This is a genomic window from Sphingomonas sp. (assembly GCF_965200105.1).
In the GTDB taxonomy this organism is placed as follows: Bacteria; Pseudomonadota; Alphaproteobacteria; order Sphingomonadales; family Sphingomonadaceae; genus Solisphingomonas.
In genome coordinates this window covers 57,526-74,941 of the sequence record NZ_CBDATN010000002.1, presented here as the reverse complement: position 1 = coordinate 74,941, position 17,416 = coordinate 57,526, and the positions used below count along the sequence as shown (strand labels likewise).

The 17,416-nt window shown below is 68.3% G+C and carries 11 protein-coding genes and 2 pseudogenes; 2 read left to right on the top strand and 11 right to left on the bottom strand.

Annotation, left to right across the window (positions count from 1 at the left end):
* Positions 1-26: 26 nt before the first annotated feature.
* The gene (uvrB, locus tag ACOFKX_RS01490) at positions 27-2,228 is read right to left on the bottom strand and encodes an excinuclease ABC subunit UvrB (protein WP_419825332.1); all 2,202 of its coding nucleotides are present in this window, start codon (positions 2,226-2,228) and stop codon (positions 27-29) included.
* On the opposite strand from uvrB, the gene ACOFKX_RS01485 reads away from it, so the two are divergent.
* A complete protein-coding gene (locus ACOFKX_RS01485) occupies positions 2,227-2,868 on the top strand; it encodes a DUF3617 domain-containing protein (protein WP_419825331.1) in 642 nt (213 codons plus the stop codon). The two genes, uvrB and ACOFKX_RS01485, sit on opposite strands and share 2 nt — an antisense overlap.
* On the opposite strand, the gene ACOFKX_RS01480 is transcribed toward ACOFKX_RS01485, so the two are convergent.
* The 8 genes and pseudogenes from ACOFKX_RS01480 to ACOFKX_RS01445 form a co-directional block, all read right to left on the bottom strand.
* Positions 2,841-3,035: a hypothetical protein gene (locus ACOFKX_RS01480; RefSeq protein ID WP_419825330.1), complete on the bottom strand. Its 195-nt coding sequence runs from the start codon at positions 3,033-3,035 to the stop codon at positions 2,841-2,843. The two genes, ACOFKX_RS01485 and ACOFKX_RS01480, sit on opposite strands and share 28 nt — an antisense overlap.
* A 42-nt stretch (positions 3,036-3,077) precedes the next feature.
* Complete coding sequence (locus ACOFKX_RS01475; RefSeq protein ID WP_419825329.1) at positions 3,078-4,178, bottom strand: MBL fold metallo-hydrolase; 1,101 nt, start codon at positions 4,176-4,178, stop codon at positions 3,078-3,080.
* A 426-nt stretch (positions 4,179-4,604) separates the two neighbouring features.
* Positions 4,605-5,550, bottom strand: a pseudogene (locus ACOFKX_RS01470) (IS630 family transposase).
* A 723-nt stretch (positions 5,551-6,273) separates the two neighbouring features.
* A complete protein-coding gene (gene glmS, locus ACOFKX_RS01465; protein WP_419825328.1) occupies positions 6,274-8,100 on the bottom strand; it encodes a glutamine--fructose-6-phosphate transaminase (isomerizing) in 1,827 nt (608 codons plus the stop codon).
* 86 nt (positions 8,101-8,186) lie between these two features.
* Positions 8,187-9,056 carry a GGDEF domain-containing protein gene (locus ACOFKX_RS01460; protein ID WP_419827310.1) on the bottom strand — a complete coding sequence of 290 codons (870 nt, stop codon included), beginning with the start codon at positions 9,054-9,056 and terminating at the stop codon, positions 8,187-8,189.
* A 194-nt stretch (positions 9,057-9,250) separates the two neighbouring features.
* The gene (locus ACOFKX_RS01455; protein WP_419825327.1) at positions 9,251-10,285 is read right to left on the bottom strand and encodes a sensor histidine kinase; all 1,035 of its coding nucleotides are present in this window, start codon (positions 10,283-10,285) and stop codon (positions 9,251-9,253) included.
* The gene (locus ACOFKX_RS01450) at positions 10,282-10,725 is read right to left on the bottom strand and encodes a response regulator (protein WP_419825326.1); all 444 of its coding nucleotides are present in this window, start codon (positions 10,723-10,725) and stop codon (positions 10,282-10,284) included. The genes ACOFKX_RS01455 and ACOFKX_RS01450 overlap by 4 nt, the downstream gene beginning before the upstream one ends.
* Entirely contained in the window at positions 10,722-12,215 is a 1,494-nt protein-coding gene (locus tag ACOFKX_RS01445; protein ID WP_419825325.1) for a sensor histidine kinase, read from the bottom strand. Before ACOFKX_RS01445 ends, ACOFKX_RS01450 begins: the two co-directional genes overlap by 4 nt.
* Before the next feature lie 140 nt (positions 12,216-12,355).
* Here ACOFKX_RS01445 and ACOFKX_RS01440 point away from each other — a divergent pair, with 140 nt between their 5' ends.
* On the top strand, positions 12,356-14,299 hold the full coding sequence (locus ACOFKX_RS01440) for a potassium transporter Kup (RefSeq protein WP_419825324.1): 1,944 nt from the start codon (positions 12,356-12,358) through the stop codon (positions 14,297-14,299).
* Here ACOFKX_RS01440 and ACOFKX_RS01435 read toward each other — a convergent pair.
* Together ACOFKX_RS01435 and glmU are read right to left on the bottom strand one after the other, a co-directional pair.
* Positions 14,296-15,963 (bottom strand): S10 family peptidase, encoded by a 1,668-nt coding sequence (locus ACOFKX_RS01435; RefSeq protein ID WP_419825323.1) that lies wholly within the window; start codon positions 15,961-15,963, stop codon positions 14,296-14,298. The genes ACOFKX_RS01440 and ACOFKX_RS01435 overlap by 4 nt on opposite strands.
* 87 nt (positions 15,964-16,050) lie before the next feature.
* Positions 16,051-17,410, bottom strand: a pseudogene (gene glmU, locus ACOFKX_RS01430) (bifunctional UDP-N-acetylglucosamine diphosphorylase/glucosamine-1-phosphate N-acetyltransferase GlmU).
* Positions 17,411-17,416 lie beyond the last annotated feature (6 nt).

Sequence of the window (17,416 nt, the reverse complement as noted above, 5' to 3'; positions counted from 1 at the left end):
CCTGCACGAAGGCGCGCACGCAAACGCTAGCCGTGCCCCCTCGCCCGCTTCTCGGCGCGCGCCTGCTTCGCCTTGCCGTAACGCGTCTGCCGCGTGCCGGGCTTGCCCAGCGTCGAGTTGCCGCGCACCGGCGCGCGCGACGGCTCGCTGGGCAGGCCGAGTTCGTCGGCCTCCAGCTTGCGGATCTCGTCGCGCAGCCGGCCCGCCTCCTCGAACTCCAGGTCGGACGCGGCCTTGCGCATCCGCTTCTCCAGATCCTCGATATAGGCGCGCAGATTGTGGCCGACCATGTGCGGCGCGTCCTCGATACCGGTCTCCACCGTCACCTGATCGCGCGACGCGAGGTGCGCGACGATGTCCGTCACGTTGCGCTTTACGCTCGCCGGCGTGATGTCGTGCTCCTCGTTATAGGCCATCTGCTTCACACGCCTGCGCTCGGTCTCGGCCATGGCGCGCTCCATCGATCCGGTGATCGAATCGGCGTAGAGGATCACGCGGCCGTCCGCGTTGCGCGCGGCGCGGCCGATCGTCTGCACGAGCGAGGTCTCTGAGCGGAGGAAGCCCTCCTTGTCGGCGTCGAGGATGGCGACGAGCCCGCATTCGGGGATGTCGAGCCCCTCGCGCAGCAGGTTGATGCCGACGAGGATGTCGTACACGCCGAGCCTAAGGTCCCGGATCAGCTCGATCCTCTCCAGCGTCTCGACGTCGGAGTGCATGTAGCGGACCTTGAGGCCCGCCTCATGGAGATACTCGGTGAGGTCCTCGGCCATGCGCTTGGTGAGCGTCGTCACCAGCACGCGGTAGCCGGCCTTCACCACCTTGCGGCACTCGTCCACCAGATCGTCGACCTGATGCTCGACGGGGCGCACCTCGACGGGGGGATCGATGAGGCCGGTGGGGCGGATCACCTGCTCGGCGAACACGCCGCCGGCCTGCTCCATCTCCCACGGCCCCGGCGTCGCGGAGACGGAGATGGTCTGCGGGCGCATCGCGTCCCATTCGTTGAAGCGCAGCGGGCGGTTATCGATGCACGACGGCAGGCGGAAGCCGTACTCGGCAAGCGTGATCTTGCGGCGATGGTCGCCGCGCGCCATGCCGCCGACTTGCGGCACCGTCTGGTGGCTCTCGTCGACGAACAGGAGCGCGTTCTCGGGCAGATACTCGAACAAGGTCGGCGGCGGCTCGCCGGGAAGGCGGCCGGTGAGGAAGCGTGAATAATTCTCGATTCCGGCGCAGGAGCCGGTGGCGGCGATCATCTCCAGGTCGAAGTTGGTGCGCTGCTCCAGCCGCTGCGCCTCCAGCAGCTTGCCCTCGCCGACCAGCTCCTTCAGCCGCTCGGCGAGCTCATGGCGGATAGCCTCGGTAGCCTGCTTCAGCGTCGGCCCGGGCGTGACGTAGTGCGAGTTGGCGTAGACCTTGACGTAATCCAGCTTGGCGATCGTCTTGCCGGTCAGCGGATCGAACTCGGTGATGCTCTCCACCTCGTCGCCGAAGAAGGCGACGCGCCACGCGGTATCCTCGTAGTGCGAGGGGAACAGCTCCAGATTGTCGCCGCGCACGCGAAAGTTGCCGCGCGCGAACGCCTGATCGTTGCGCTTGTATTGAAGCGCCACGAGCTTGCGGACGATCTCGCGCTGATCGACGGTCTCTCCCTTCTTGAGGGTGAAGGTCATCGCCGAGTAGGTCTCGACCGAGCCGATGCCGTAGAGGCAGGAGACCGATGCGACGATCAGCACGTCGTCGCGTTCCAGCAACGATCGTGTCGCCGAGTGGCGCATCCGGTCGATCGCTTCGTTCACCGAGCTTTCCTTCTCGATGTAGGTGTCGGAGCGGGGCACATAGGCCTCGGGCTGGTAGTAGTCGTAGTAGCTGACGAAGAACTCCACCGCATTGTCGGGGAAGAACTGCTTGAACTCGCCGTAGAGCTGGGCGGCGAGGATCTTGTTGGGTGCAAGGATCAGCGCGGGTCGCTGCACCGCCTCGACCACCTTGGCCATCGTGAAGGTCTTGCCCGATCCGGTGACGCCGAGCAGCACCTGGTTGCGCTCGCCTTCCCTCACCTGCCCGACGAGATCGCCGATCGCGGTGGGCTGATCGCCCGACGGCTCGTAATCGGAGACGAGACGGAACGGTTTGCCACCCTCGGACTTCTCGGGCCTGCTCGGCCGATGCGGCACGAAGTGCTCGGGCTCGGGCTCGGCGAGGTCGGTGCGGATCTGGATGGCCATGCGGACGATATGGGCGCTGGCGGCGGGGACCGCCAGCGCCCCCGCGACCGATCAGAAGCGGCAGGCCGCCGTCACTGTCACGTCGTGGCCCGAGCGGTGGCGGCGTTCCGGCGGTCACGAAGATTGCAGCGACGAGACGACGGGCTATGGTTGGACGGCGCGAGCGGTCGGGTTAGAAGCGCGCATGATCTCCCGTCCGCTCCTCGCCGTCCCGCTGCTGCTCGCGGCGGCGCCTTCGCCACCGCTCGCGCCGGGACAGTGGGAGCACAGCGTCGTCTTCGCGCTCGACGAGGTGAACGGATCGTCTGAGATCGCCGATCGGATGCAGGCGCTGCTACCGACGCCAAAGCCCGTGCGGGACTGCTACTCGGCCGACGAGCTGCGCGATCCCTCGCGTTTCCTGCTCGACGGGACGGACCGGCGCTGCCGCTTCTCACGGATAGACGTGACAGCGGGCAGGCTGTCGGCGGCGGGCGACTGCACCGATGCCGGCCGCACGATGCACGTCGAAGGAACGGGAAGCTACACGGCCACCGGCTACGACTTCACTTTCGCCGGCACCGGCGAAGCGAACGGGCTGAAGATGCGTTTTCGAGGTCGAGACAGCGGCCGTCACGTCGGCACCTGCCCGGCGGCCTGAGCGGCCGCGCCGCGCGAGCGACGGCGCATCAGAAGCGCGTACTCGACGCCCGCGTCTGTGCGCCAGCCATCGCGATCGGCGCGCGCGTCGCCATCGCCGCCGAACGTGTCACGCACCTGACCGTTGACATTGCTACTGTTGGCCTGACCCAGCATCTTGGGCGTCACCTTGGCGCACGCCCCCGAACTCGCATCCCGTCTTGATGTAACCTACCGAGTGGATGAACGGAGCGGCGGCACCTCCCACGCCTCGCCGGGCGACGGCGTTCGGAAGCGGCCGGCGGGCACGCCATCTTCGGCGAGCGCGGCGGCGAGCGCGCGAGGCGGATCGTCGATGCCTTCCGACGAGAGCTGGAACGTGCCCCAGTGCACGCCGAGCGCGTAGCTGGCGTCAAGATCGCGGAAGATGCGGGCGGCATCGTTCGGCTCGATATGGCTCGATGCCATCATCTCGCGCGGCAAGTAGGCGCCGATCGGAATCAGCGCGAACCGGTAGGGGCCGTCGCGAGCCGCGTTCCGCACCCAGCTTCCGTCGCCGAGGCCGGTGTCGCCGGCGAAGAACAGGTTGCCGCCGGGCAGCCTGAGCGTGAAGCCGGTCCACAGCGATCGGTTGCGATCGGGTCCGGTGCGGTTGGACCAATGATGCACGCGCTCCAGCACCAGCCCGACGCCGGGCGCGATCGCCACCCGCTGTCCCCAATCGCGCGCGATCGACGGCACGCCGGCGCCGCGCAGGATCGTGTCGACGCCGAGCGGCACGACGACGCGTGGCCTATCGCGCGACCACAGCCGCCGCATCGTCGCGAGATCGAGATGATCATAGTGCGCGTGGCTGACGAGCACGAGGTCGATCGGCGGCAGCGCATCGAACGCGACGCCGGGCGCGCGCACCCGCTTCGGCCCGGCGAAGGAGACCGGCGACGCGCGCTCCGACCAGATCGGGTCCGTCAGGATGTTGAGACCCTGAGTCTGCACGAGCACGGTCGAGTGCCCGATCCACGTCACCCGCATCGCGTCGCCCGCGACGCGACGCGGAGGCGTGGAGGGATGCACCGGCACGCTCTTCGGCCATGGTTCGCGCTCCATCCCGGCGGCGAACTTCGCCAGGCGCAGGAAGGAGAAGCGACGCGGGCGGACGGCGCCCGCTCGGCGATCGTCGGGATTGTAGAAGCGGGTGCCGTCGAAATGGTCGCTGACCGGGCCCTGATAGTAGCTGCAATCGAGCAGGCGTGGCAGCACCGCGACGACGAACGCCGTCAGCACGATCAGCACGGCCAGCGCAGTCGCCACTCCTCTCAGCCAGCCGGGCATCGCGTCGCGCCTAGCCGCTGCCGTGCCGCACCGCAACGCGGGAGCCGACGGCCTTTTCGGACAAGTCAGCCCCAAGCCTGCATGTCATGGTATGAAGCTGGAACAAAGTTTTCCGCCGAACCCTTATATCCCCCCTCATCAGGCAGGGCCCAACTGCATGCGTTCGAACGGCGGGTCAGGATTTATAGTTCTGTGCCCAGTCGGTCCACCTGCGCGATCAGCAGGCGCTCTGGTTCGAACATAGCCGCTACTGCTGCCCGCGCCGGCTCGACGCGGTGTTCCCGAACGGCAACGAGGTGGGCCTAGCCGAGCGGATCGGCATGGTCGTCCGGCAGCGTTACGAGGCGCATTATCCCGCGCGCCGTGACCACCGCCCCGTGCGCTTGGCGAACGCCGCCGCCATCGAGAAGCTAGAGCGGTTTTCGATCAGTCTGCATCGTAGCCGCAGGCGGCGAAGTAGTTGGTGCGTTCCTGTTGCGAGTAGAGGTCGAGGATGCGGCCGATGGCGTTCCAGAGGCCATGGATGGTGCGCTCGGCTGCCTTTCGCAGGTGCGCCTTCAGCTTGGAGAAGGCCTGCTCGATGGGTTGAAGTCGGGGCTGTAGGGCGGGAGGAAGAGCAGCCTGGCGCCGACGCTCTCGATGGCGTCGCGCACGGCCGGCGCCTTGTGGCTCGACAGGTTATCCATGATGACCACGTCGCCGGGTCCGAGTTCAGGCACGAGGACACGGGTGACGTAGGTGAGGAAAGCGTCGGCGTTCATGGGTGCGTCGAGTACCCAGGGCGCAACCATGCCCGTGCGGCGCAGGCCGGCGACGAAGGTGGTTGTCTTCCAGTGACCGAACGGGATGTCGGCGCGCAGGCGCTCGCCCCGCTGGCAGCGGCCATGGCGCCGCGCCATGTTGGTGCTGGCCCAGGTCTCGTCGATGAACACCAGCCGCTCGGGGTCCAGGTCGAGTTGGCCGTCGAACCATTTCCCGCGCTGCTTCAGGATGTCGGGACGGTCCTGCTCGCTCGCGTGGCCGGTCTTTTTTTGCGCGTGATCCCGTGCCGGGCGAAGAAGCGCCACAGCGTGGCGATGCTGACGCTCACGCCACGCGCCACCAGCATCTCGCGCAACTCCGCCAAGGTCGGATCGGGCTGCTGCTCGATTGCGTCCAGGATGAAGGACGCATGCTCCTCGATCTTCGCCGTTCGACGATCTCCGCCCTGCGGCTTGGCCGCCGGCACGCCATGACGCACCGCCAGCTGCCGCCACCGTATCGCGCTCGCCGCGCTGACGCCGAACCGCTCGGCCGCTCGCCGGCACGACATCCCACCTTCAACGGCAGCAACGACACGATCCCGAAGATCACGCGATAAGGCTCGACCCATCCATGCCAGCCTCCTCCGCCAGCATGGATCATGAATCAGAAAATCCTAGCCGTGTGAATCCCAGCCGATTCAGCCCGCTCGAAAATCGCTCTAGCCTTGAGAGCAACGGTCGCGGAGACCGAGGGATCAACGCCGTCTTTGCCGCCGCTGACGCACAACGAACTGCCCGCGTTCGCGCTCGTCGGCGATCCCGGCAAGGGAAAGACCACGATCACGCTGCGGACGCTCGCCAACAACCTCCAGGTGATGGAGCAGACGCTTCCCTACGCCACAATCAAGCAGGTCGTCTGGATCAAGGTGGAGTGCATGAGGGGACTAAAGGAACGCGCGTGGCGTGAGCCCGTCGCCGCTCCGAGGGCTGTCCGGCAGGCAGGCCTCAATCTCGGCGGTGTTGCCGAGCGAATCCGTCGCCGATCTCTGTTTCAGCCGTTGGAACTTGCTGCGCGCACACGTCCCCGGCTCAAGCATCGTCTCGTCCACGGACGCTCCGTCCGATGTGCGGATTGGGCGCGCAAGCGAACTCGCCCGGTCCGGCGATGCCGGCTTGGATTAAAGACGCTCTTTTCCTCTATCCCCGCTGTGACGCGGGGCTTCTCAGCGCAGAACTATGTTCGAGGCCGCGCGTCGGCCGGCGCTACCCGGTCCGGGTGGCGCTCAAGACTATGTTCAAGTTCCCAGAACTATGTTCGAGCGAGACACATGGTCGGCGGGAACGATCCGGGTTCATTCCACCGTCACCGACTTGGCGAGGTTGCGCGGCTGATCGACGTCGGTGCCCTTCGCGACGGCGACATGATAGGCGAGGAGCTGGACCGGGATGGCGTAGACGATCGGTGCGATCAGTGGGTGGACCTTGGGCATGGTGAGCGTGCCGACGCAGCCCTCCCCCGCCCGATCGACGCCGTCATAGTCCGAGATCAGCACCACCTGCCCGCCGCGCGCCTGCACCTCATGCATGTTAGACACGGTCTTCTCGAACAGCGGGCCGGAAGGTGCGAGGACAATCACGGGCACCTGTTCGTCGATCAGTGCGATGGGGCCGTGCTTCATCTCGCCCGCCGCGTAACCTTCGGCGTGGATGTAGCTGATCTCCTTGAGCTTGAGCGCGCCTTCCATTGCTAGCGGATAGTCCGGCCCGCGCCCCAGGTAGAGCACGTCACGTGCGCCCGCGATCGTCGCCGCCAGCACCTCGATGGCCTCGTCATAGGCGAGAGCGCCGTTGATCGCGGCGGGTGCCTCCGAGAGGTGGCGGACGATGCGGCGCTCCTCCTCGCGGCTCATCCGCCCCTTGGCGCGCGCCAGGTTGGCGGCGAAGGCGGCGAGCACGGCGAGCTGGCAGGTGAACGCCTTGGTGGAGGCGACGCCGATCTCCGGGCCGGCGTGGGTGGGCAGCAGCAGATCCGCCTCGCGCGCCATCGTCGAGGTCGGCACGTTGACGACCACCGCGATCTTCTGGTCCGACATGCGGGCATGGCGCAGCGCCGCCAGCGTGTCCGCCGTCTCGCCCGACTGGCTGATGAAGAGAGCGAGGCCGCCCTCCTCCATCACCGGCTCGCGATAGCGGAACTCGGACGCGACATCGATATCGACGGGAACGCGCGCGAACTGCTCGAACCAGTATTTGGCGACCATGCCGGCGTAGAAGCTCGTCCCGCACGCGACGATCGTCACGCGGCGGACGGCGGCGAGATCGATGTCGCCGGGCGGCGGCGCCAGCTCGCCCTCGAAGCGGCGGAGATAGGTGCGCAGCGTCTGCGCAACCACGATCGGCTGCTCGTGGATCTCCTTGAGCATGTAGTGGCGGTAATTGCCCTTCGAGATCGTCTCGCCGGTCGCGCCCGAGATCGTCACCGCTCGCTCGACGGGATTGTCGTCGCGATCGTAGACTTGCGCGCCCTCGCGGGTGACGACCACCCAGTCGCCTTCCTCCAGGTACGCGATGCGCTGGGTGAGCGGGGCGAGCGCGAGCGCGTCGGAGCCAAGATACGTCTCGCCCGCCTCGCCGTAGCCGATCACCAGGGGCGATCCGAGGCGCGCGCCGATCAGCAGGTCCGGCCGTCCGGAAAACAGGAAAGCCAGCGCGAAGGCTCCGTGGAGCCGCTTGAGGGTGACGCGCACCGCCTCGACGGGATCGATGCCCGCCTCGACCTGCTCGGAGACGAGCTGCGCCACCACCTCGGTATCGGTCTGCGAACGGAAGCTGCGGCCCCTGGCGGTCAGCTCCTCGCGCAGCGGGCGGAAATTCTCGATGATGCCGTTGTGGACCACGGCGACGTGATCGGTGGCATGCGGGTGGGCATTGTCCTCGGTCGGCGCGCCGTGCGTCGCCCAGCGGGTATGCGCGATGCCGATGTCGCCGGGCAGCGGATCGGCGGCGAGGACGGCGGCGAGATTGTCGAGCTTGCCCGCCGCGCGCCGCCGCTCGATGCGATCGTCGGCGACGGTGGCGATGCCGGCGCTGTCGTAGCCGCGGTATTCGAGCCGGCGAAGGCCGTCGAGCAGGCGTCCGGCGACCGGCGCGCCGCCGAGGATACCGATGATGCCGCACATGAAGCCGGTTCCTTCGCCCGCCGATCTCCGGAACCCTCTAGCGCGCCGGCGTAAAGAGTTTCCAGCGCCCGCCTATGAAGTTTCGGTCAGGCGGCGTTGCGAATCGGACGCGATGCCGCAGCTCCGGGCGCGGCCGGGGCGGCGACGCGCACGCCGTCCCGCCCCGAACGCTTGACCTCGTACATGGCCGCGTCGGCGGCCGCGAGCAGGGCCTCACCCTGGATCGCCGCGTCGTCCGGCCCGGGGAGCGCCACCACCCCACTGCTGCACGTCACTCGGATCTCGCTCTGATTAAGAAGGTCGGACAGCCAGTGCTGGAGGCGACCCGCGCGCTGCGCCGCGCCTTCGCCGGGCGCGAGCGCGAGGAGCAGCGCGAACTCGTCGCCGCCGACGCGCGCGATCGCCTCGCCCGCGTCGAGGCCCGCCATGACGCCGCTCGCGAACTCGGCGAGCAGCCGATCGCCGGCGCCGTGTCCGTAGCCGTCGTTCAGCGCCTTGAAGCCATCAAGATCGACGCAGGCGAGCAGCCGCCGATCACGACTGCGGCGTGCGGCCGCCACCTCGCGCTCGAGACGATCGAAGAAGGCGGCGCGATTGAGCGCGCCGGTCAGCGCGTCCACCGATGCGAGCGTGCGCTCATGCTCGATCGTCGAGCGCAACGCGGCGGCGAGGATCGCGAGCATGACCGCGCCGAGGCTGTTGGCGGCGAGGTTCCAGGCGAGCACCGGGACGCTCGCCGCGACCGGTGCCATGTCGCGCGTGGCACCGAGGCAGGCGAGCGCCACGACGGCGGCGGCCGTCACGAAGCCGGCGTTGCGACCCAACCGCCACGAAGCGAACGCGATCGTGGATGCGTAGAGCAGCGACATCGAGACGCCGCGCCCGATCCCGAAGTCCAGCGCCCCCGCGCATGCGAGCAGCGCGAGCACGACGAAGCGGGCCCGCCGCAACGGCATGCGACCCACGGCGGCCGCCAGCCTTTTCAGCGCGCCCGGCCGGCGGACAGGGTGGGAATATACGGGCAACAACGCCTGACCCTCCCTTGACGACCTTACGAAGCTCTCTCGCACCAAGCTGCCCTAACGCGCAACCGAGCGATGAGACAACACAGGTTGCCGGGTAACTTGTCGCCGGCGCGACTAATGCGCAACTACAAGGCGCCGACGAGTACCGCGCGGACGCCGGAGTGCGAGGCGTCGTAGTCGAGCGTGCCGCGCAGGCTGCGCGCCATCGCGGCGATCACCCGCGTGCCGACGCCGGTACCACGCGGCGCCGAATCGCGCTCGATGCCGCAGCCATCGTCCTCGACGACGAGGCGGAAGCGGCCCTCATCGGCCTGGCCGAGCGCGATGCGCACCTCGCCGCCGACGCCGAGTGGATAGGCGTACTTGCAGGCGTTGCTGACGAGCTCGTTTACGATCACGCCCAACGACACGGCGCGATCGGCCTGCATCTCGATGGGATCGCAGGCGAGCCTCACCGCGTAAGGCGCGTCGGGAGTGGACCAAGTCTCCTCCAGTTCCGCCACGAGTGCGCCGAGATAGTCGTCGATCGCCACCCGATCGACCGCGTGACCGGTGTAGAGCCGGCGATGGACCTGAGCGATGGCCTCGATCCGCCGCCGCGTGTCGGCGAGCGCGGCCTGCGCCGGTGGATCGGCGAGCGCACTCGACTGAAGCTGGACGAGAGCTGAGACGACTTGGAGCGAGTTCGCGACCCGGTGATTGACCTCGCGCAGCAGCGTCTCGAGCCTGGCGTTGCTTTCGCGCAGCTCGGTCTCGGCGGCGCGCTTGTCGCGCTCCAGCGCGCGGCGGGCGATCGCCTGCCGGATCGCGGTGTCGAGCAGCGAGAAGAAATCCTCGCCTACCGTCTTCACCACATAATCGTCGGCGCCGGCCTTCAGCGCCGCGACCGCGATCCGCCCCTCCTCCGAACCCGTGACATAGACGACCGGCGGCGCATCCTCGATCCCGCGCAGGCGGGCGAGCGTCGCGAGCCCGTCCATGCCCGGCATGTAGTGATCGACCGCCACCGCATCATAGCGTTTGGCAGCGGCCATGGCACAGCCGATGGCGCCATCCTGCGCGGTCTCGACCGTGTAGCCCAACCGCGCGAGGTTGCGTGCCGCGAGGCGGCAAAGCCCCTCGTCGTCGTCGATATAGAGGAGGCGCGAGGCTTCCGTCATGCCTCGGGATCGGGCACCTGGATCACCGACAGGAACAGGCCGAGCTGGCGGATCGCGACGGCGAAATTCTCGTAGTCCACCGGCTTGGTGATGTAGACGTTGGCACCGAGATCGTAGCAGCGCTGGATCTCCACCTTGTCGTCGGTGGTGGTGAGCACGATCACCGGCGTGCGGCGAAGCGGGCTATCTTCCGCCTTGATGCGGACGAGGATGTCGGTGCCGCTCATGTCGGGCAGGTTGAGGTCGAGCAGCACCAGCGCCGGGCCGTTGCGCGCCGGCCCCTCGGGCGCGTCGAACAGGTAGGCGAGCGCCGACCCGCCGTCGGTGAAGTGGCGGACATCGTTGGAGATGCCGGCGCGCCGGATGTTCTTCTCGATAAGGCGCGCATGGCCCTCGTCGTCCTCGACCATCACGATGCTGACAGGCTGATGTGCGTTCACGACGTTGTCCCCCGATTGTCGTTAGGCGTGCTTGGTAGCGAAAGCGTGAAGGTCGCGCCCGCGTCCAGCGCGGAGCGGCAGTCGACCAGCCCGCCCATGCGATAGGCGAGGGCGCGAACATGGGCGAGGCCGATCCCCTCGCCGGGCTTGTCCTGCGTGCCCGACCGCCGGAACAGATCGAAGATCCGGTCATGGTCGCGCGGATCGATGCCGCGCCCGTTGTCGGAGACGGCGAGATCGATCCGTGTCCCCGTCTCGCGCGCGGAAATCACGATGCGGCCCGGCCGACCCGGCTTCAGATATTTCAGTGCGTTCTCGATAAGGTTGGAGAGGAGCTGCTCGACCGCCAACCGATCGGCGACGAGCGGCGGCATCGCACGATCGACGGTGACCTCCGTGCCGTTCTCGTCGATCAGGTGGCGGAGCGAGGCGACGATCCCGTCGACGATCGCGACGAGATCAAGCGGCTCGGGCGCCAGCACGCGCTTGCCTTCGCGCGAGAGCTTGAGGATCGCGTTGATGAGCCGGTCCATCTTTTGCGTGGACGTGCGGATGAAGCGGATCGATTCGGGCAGATCCTCGCGCGCCGCCAGCCGCGCGTCCTCGGTCAGGATCGCCGGAGCCTGCGCCTCGGCGGCGTCGACCAGCGCCGCGAGCGGCTTGGTCGCCGCCTCCAGCTCGCCCGTGAAGCCCATCACGTTGACCAGCGGCGATCGCAGGTCGTGGCTCACGATGTAGGCGAAGCGCTGTATCTCCTCGTTGGCGCGCGAGAGATCGCGCGTGCGCTCGGCGACATGCTCCTCCAGCGTCTCGTTCAGACCGCGTAGCGCCTCGCGCGACGAGAGCAGGTCGTGCGTGTAGCGCCGGATGATGAGCACCGACATGACGGCGACGGCGGCAATCAGCGCGCCGCACAGGATCAGCATGGCGAAAACGACCCGGCTGCTCGCCCGTTGCGCGGAGATCCGCTGCGCGAGCAGCCCGCGCTCCTCCACGATCATGGCTTCGCTGTAGCGGCGGAGCGCGCGCGTGAGATCGACGCTGCCGTCCGCCTCCAGCGCCGCGTGACCGCCACGCGCGCGCGCCGCGATCGAAGAGCCGAGCAGGCGGAGCTGGCGTGCGCCGATCCTTTCCAGGGTCGTGAGCCGTGCCTGCTGGCGCGGATTGTCGCGGGTGGCGAAGCGGATGGCCGCCAGCGCGGCGGGCTCCTCGCGCGCGGTGGCGACGAAGTTGCGCGCGAACCGATCGCCGCCGGTCAGCAGGAAGCCGCGCCGCTGCACCTCCAGCCGCTCGATCAGCAGGCGGAAGCGCGCGATATCGCCCTCCACTTGATAGGTATGCTCGACCCACCCTGCGTGCTCGGCGGTGCGCATCACCGAATAGGCCGCTATGCCGCCGGCGCCGAGCAGCGCGACAAAGCCGAGCACCACCAGCATCAGCACGGTGCGATCGAACCGGCGTTCTGACATCAGGAGCGGGCGGTTCGGCATCGCGCGCCCCTACCAACTTCGCCTGCGGATGCAATCGCGTAGGCTCGGGCGCCCTCCGGCGACTGGATTTCGGGCGAGAGCGCGATCATAGCGCGCCGCGTCCCGCCGATTCGGCTCGGGGCCAAGCGGGGCCTACACTTATGACCGATCATGGCGACGGCTCGGTGCCCGATCCCGCGACCATGCCGCCCGAGGACGGCATTTCCGAGTCGACGCACGCCGAGGCACGGGAGCAGCCGCTGGCCAAGCTGGCGCTGGGCGCGATCGGCGTCGTGTTCGGCGACATCGGAACGTCGCCGCTCTACTCGCTGAAGCTCAGCTTCATCGGCGCGCACACGTTGCCAATCGACCGGCTCCACATCTTCGGCGTGCTCAGCCTGATCTTCTGGACGATGACGATCGTCGTCACGCTCAAATACGTTCTCGTAGCGATGCGTGCCGACAACGAGGGCGAAGGAGGAAGCCTCGCGCTGCTGGCGCTAATCGTGCGCCATTCGGCAGGCCGCAAGTGGACGCGCGGCATCATCCTGCTCGGCGTCCTGGCGACGTCGCTCTTCTACGGCGACGCGATCATCACGCCCGCCATGTCGGTGCTCTCGGCGGTCGAAGGGCTGGAGATCGTCAATCCCGATCTGACGGCGGTGGTGCTGCCGGGCGCGCTCGCCATCCTCGTGGGGCTGTTCCTCCTCCAAGCGCGCGGCACGGAGAGCATGGGGCGGCTCTTCGGGCCGGTGATGCTCGTCTACTTCGTCATCATCGCGTTGCTCGGCCTGCCGCAGATAGTGCGCGAGCCTTCGGTGCTGCTGGCGCTCAACCCGATCTGGGGCGTGCGCTTCTTCGCAGAGCATCCGCTGCTCTCTTTCCTAGCCCTAGGTTCGATCGTGCTGGCGGTGACGGGGGCGGAGGCGCTCTACGCCGACATGGGCCATTTCGGCCGGCGCGCGATCACCGCGTCGTGGCTGTACGTCGCTTTTCCGTGCCTTCTCCTCAACTATCTTGGCCAGTCGGCGCTGCTGATCGCCAATCCGGCGACGATCCAGAACCCCTTCTACCTGCTGGCCCCCGACGCGTTGCGGCTACCGCTGGTGCTGCTCGCCACGTTCGCGACGATCATCGCCAGCCAGGCGGTGATCTCCGGCGCCTATTCGGTGACGCAGCAGGCGATCCAGCTCGGCTTCCTGCCGCGGCTGCGGATCACGCACACCTCGGCGCACGCGGCCGGCCAGATCTATATCCCGCTCGTCAACTGGCTGCTGCTCATCTTCGTGATCGCGCTCGTGCTGGTGTTCCGCAAGTCGGACAATCTCGCCTCCGCCTACGGCATCGCGGTGACGGGCACGATGTTCATCACCACCTGCATGCTGGCGGTGCTGGTGATCCAGGTCTGGCGATGGAACCGCGCGCTGGCGGCGGGGGCGATCGGCGCGTTCGCCATCGTCGACGGCGCCTACTTCGCGTCCAACGTCACCAAGATTCCCGACGGCGGGTGGTTTCCGCTGCTCGTCGGCGCCTGCGCCTTCGTCGGGCTCACCACCTGGGCCAACGGCCGGCGCATCCTGCGCGAGCGGCTCGCGGAGGGATCGATGCCGCCCGACCTGTTCATGCGATCGGCGACGAAGGCGGCGCGCCGCGTCCCCGGCACCGCCGTCTTCCTCTCGGCCTCGGCCGAGGGCGCGCCGCCCGCGCTGCTCCACAACCTCAAGCACAACAAGGTGCTCCACGAGCGCGTAGTCATCCTGACCGTGAAGGTGCTGGGGCAGCCGATCGTCGGGGACGAGCGGCGCATCAAGGTCGAGCGGATCGGCGACGGCTTCTACCGCATCATGCTGTTCTACGGCTTCATGCAGGAGATCGACGTGCCTGTCGCCCTCGCCCGCGTCGAGGTCTGCGGCGCGCCGTTCCGGCTGATGGAGACGACCTTCTTCCTAGGCCGCCAGACGCTGATCGCGTCAGAGACGCCGGGCATGGCGATCTGGCGCGAGAAGCTGTTCGCGCTGATGGTCCGCAACGCGGAGAGCGCGATGGAGTTCTTCAAGCTGCCGCCCAACCGCGTTGTCGAACTGGGTAGCCAGCTCGAAATCTAGCGATTGGGTCCGCTCGCTCCGGCGCGGCCCGCCGATATCTGCGCCGGCAACGTTGGCCCTCGCGAGGTCGCCGCCGAGACCGCCTCGTCGTAGAAGGCGGCGAGATCGGCGTGCATCGCGGCGAGCGCATCGGGGTTCAGGTACGCCATGTGGCCCGACGGGTAGTAGCGGAAGGCGAGGTTCGCCGCCTGGGGCCCGCGCAGCTCCATGTGGCGCAGATCATATTCGGTGCCGAAGAAGGGCGTCGCCATGTCGTAGTAGCCGTTGAGCGACAGGACGTGGAGATAGGGGTTGGTGCGCATCGCCGTCGAGAGATCGACGGCGGTGTTGGGCGCGGCCTGCGCCATCCGATCGCCCGGCGCCTTGTGCTTCCAGTCCCAGTCGAACCCTGTCGTGCCGTAGGCGGAGACACGGTACGGCATGTCCGTCCGATAATGGAGGTCGCGCACCAGATAGTCCGAGAAGGTGGCGATGAACGCGCCCGAGATGGCGGTGTCGGATGCGTCATATTCGGGCCGGTCGCCGGCGGCGTCGGTGTCGACGCCAGTGTAGCGGCTGTCGAAGCGGCCGATCGTCAGCCGGTCGGCGCGCAGCAGCTCCTTCTGGAAACGCGGCAGGTCGACGCGGAGGTTCGAGGCCAGCAGGAACTGCGGCGAGAGCCCGGTCAGCGCCGCCATCTGCTCCGCGATCCGCTGCCGCCCCGGCTCGTCGAGCGCGGAGCCCTGCGCCAGCGCCGAGGCATAGGGCCCTTCCGCGAACGCGCGCGCCTGCGCGACGGCGGTGGCGAGGTCGGTGGGCGGATTGGCGAGCTTGTGGTGATACCAGGCGGTGGCCGTGTAGCTCGGCAGGTAGTTGACGTAGAGCCGGTCGAAGCCGGGCTGGCGGATGCCGTAGTTCATGATCGACGACAGCAGCACCACGCCGTTCAGCGCCATGCCCCTGTCCTGCAACTGGTAGGCAAGCGCGCCCGAGCGCGTGGTGCCGTAGCTCTCGCCGAAGATCACCTTGGGGCTCTGCCACCGCGCCGTCTTGGTGACGTAGCGCTGGATCGCGCGCGCGAAGGCGTCGGCGTCCTGATCGACTCCCCAGAAATCCTTGCCGCTCTTGGTGCCCAGCGGGCGCGAGTAGCCGGCGCCGACCATGTCGATGAACACCATGTCGGTCTTGTCGAGCAGCGTCTCGCGGTTCGGGCCGAAGGGATAGGGCGCGGGCTTGATATATTCGGGGCTGGCGGTCTGCACGCGCATCGGCGCGAACGAGCCCATGTGCAGCCACAGCGACGAGGAGCCGGGGCCGCCATTGTAGAAGAAGGTGATCGGGCGGTGGCCGTAATCCTTCACCCCGTCCGCCACGTAGGCGACGTAGAACACCGACGCGATCGGGTGCGCGTCGTCGTCGCGGATGGTAAGCGTGCCGGTGGTGGCGGTGTACTTCATCGGGCCGCGATGCGTCTGCGCGACGTGGCGGGTGGAGACCGCCTGCTCGTCCACCGGCGGCTTGATCGTGCCTTCGGCGGCTTCGTCCGCCTTGTCCTTGGCCGCCTGCTTCGAGACGGCATCCTTGTCGTCGGACGCACCGGGCCTCGGATGATCGGACGGCGTCTGCGCGACCGCGATGGAAGCGAGGAGGAGCGCCGCCAGCGGCAGCGGGAGGATCTTGCGCATGTCTACCCCTTGTCTGGACCTGCGCGGCCGACCCCCCGGTCCCAACCGCGTCGGCCAGACAGCCGCAAACGGCCGCCGACGCAAGCCCTACCTGGCGCGCGCCGCCTTCGCCGCGCGCATCCTGTCGCGGAAGCGCGCGGCCCAGCCGGGCTTCTCCTCCTGCGCCGGGCGCACGAGCGCGAGCGCGTCGGCCGCGACGTCGCGCGTCACGGTGGATCCCGCCGCCACGATCGCGCCGGCGCCGATCGACACCGGCGCGACCAGCGCGCTGTTCGATCCGATAAACGCGCCCTCGCCCACCTCGGTACGATATTTGAGGAAGCCGTCATAGTTGCAGAAGATGGTGCCCGCGCCGATATTCGCGCCAGCGCCCACCGAGCCGTCACCGAGATAGCTCAGGTGGTTGGCCTTGGCGCCCTCTCCCACAGTCACGTTCTTCACCTCGACGAAGTTGCCGATGTGGGCGCGCGCGCCGATCGCCGCGCCGGGGCGCAGCCGCGCGAACGGGCCGACAATCGCGCCCGACGCGACGCTCGCGCCCTCGATGTGGCTAAAGGCATGGATCGTCGCGCCGTCCGCGATCCTGGCGCCCGGCCCGAACACGACATCCTGCCCGATCGTGACGTCGCGGCCGATCTCGGTGTCGTGCGAGAACCACACCGTCTCGGGCGCGAGCAGGGTCGCGCCCTCGGCCATCGCGCGGGCGCGGCGGCGGTGCTGCCACTCGGCTTCAACCATGGCCATCTCCGCGCGGCTGTTGACGCCCTCGACCTCCCAGACGCCACACTCGATCACGGCGGACGGCCGGCCCTCGGCGGCAGCGAGCATGACGATGTCGGGCAGATAGTATTCAGCCGCAGCGTTGTCGTTGCCGACGCGCCCGAGCAGTGGCCACAGGTCGACAGCGCGAACTGCCATCAGGCCCGAATTGCAAAGCTCGACCTGACGTTCGGCCTCGCTCGCGTCCTTGTACTCGACCATCTTGTCGATGATGCCGTCGTGCGCGATCACGCGGCCGTAGGCGAGCGGATCGGCCGGACAGAAGCCGAGCACCACTACGGCGGGCGCGTCCGCCTCGTGCAGCCGGTCGAGCATCCGCCGGCAGGTGGCCGCCGTTACCAACGGCACGTCGCCGTAGAGGACGAGCACGTCGCCCTCGAAGCCGGCGAGCGCGACCTTCCGCCTGCCGCACCGCGTGGGCGGTGCCGAGCTGCGGCTCCTGCACCACCACCTCCACGCCGAGCGGCGCCACCGCCGCCTCGACCTGATCGCGGCCCGAGCCCACCACCACCACCTCGCGCGCGGCGCCCAACTCGCGCAACGCGGCGAGCAGGTGGAGCAACATCGGCCGGCCCGCGATCGGATGCAGCACTTTGTGCAGATCGGACTTCATGCGCGTGCCCTTGCCGGCGGCGAGGATCACGGCGGCGAAGGGGTGCTGCGTCATGGGCGG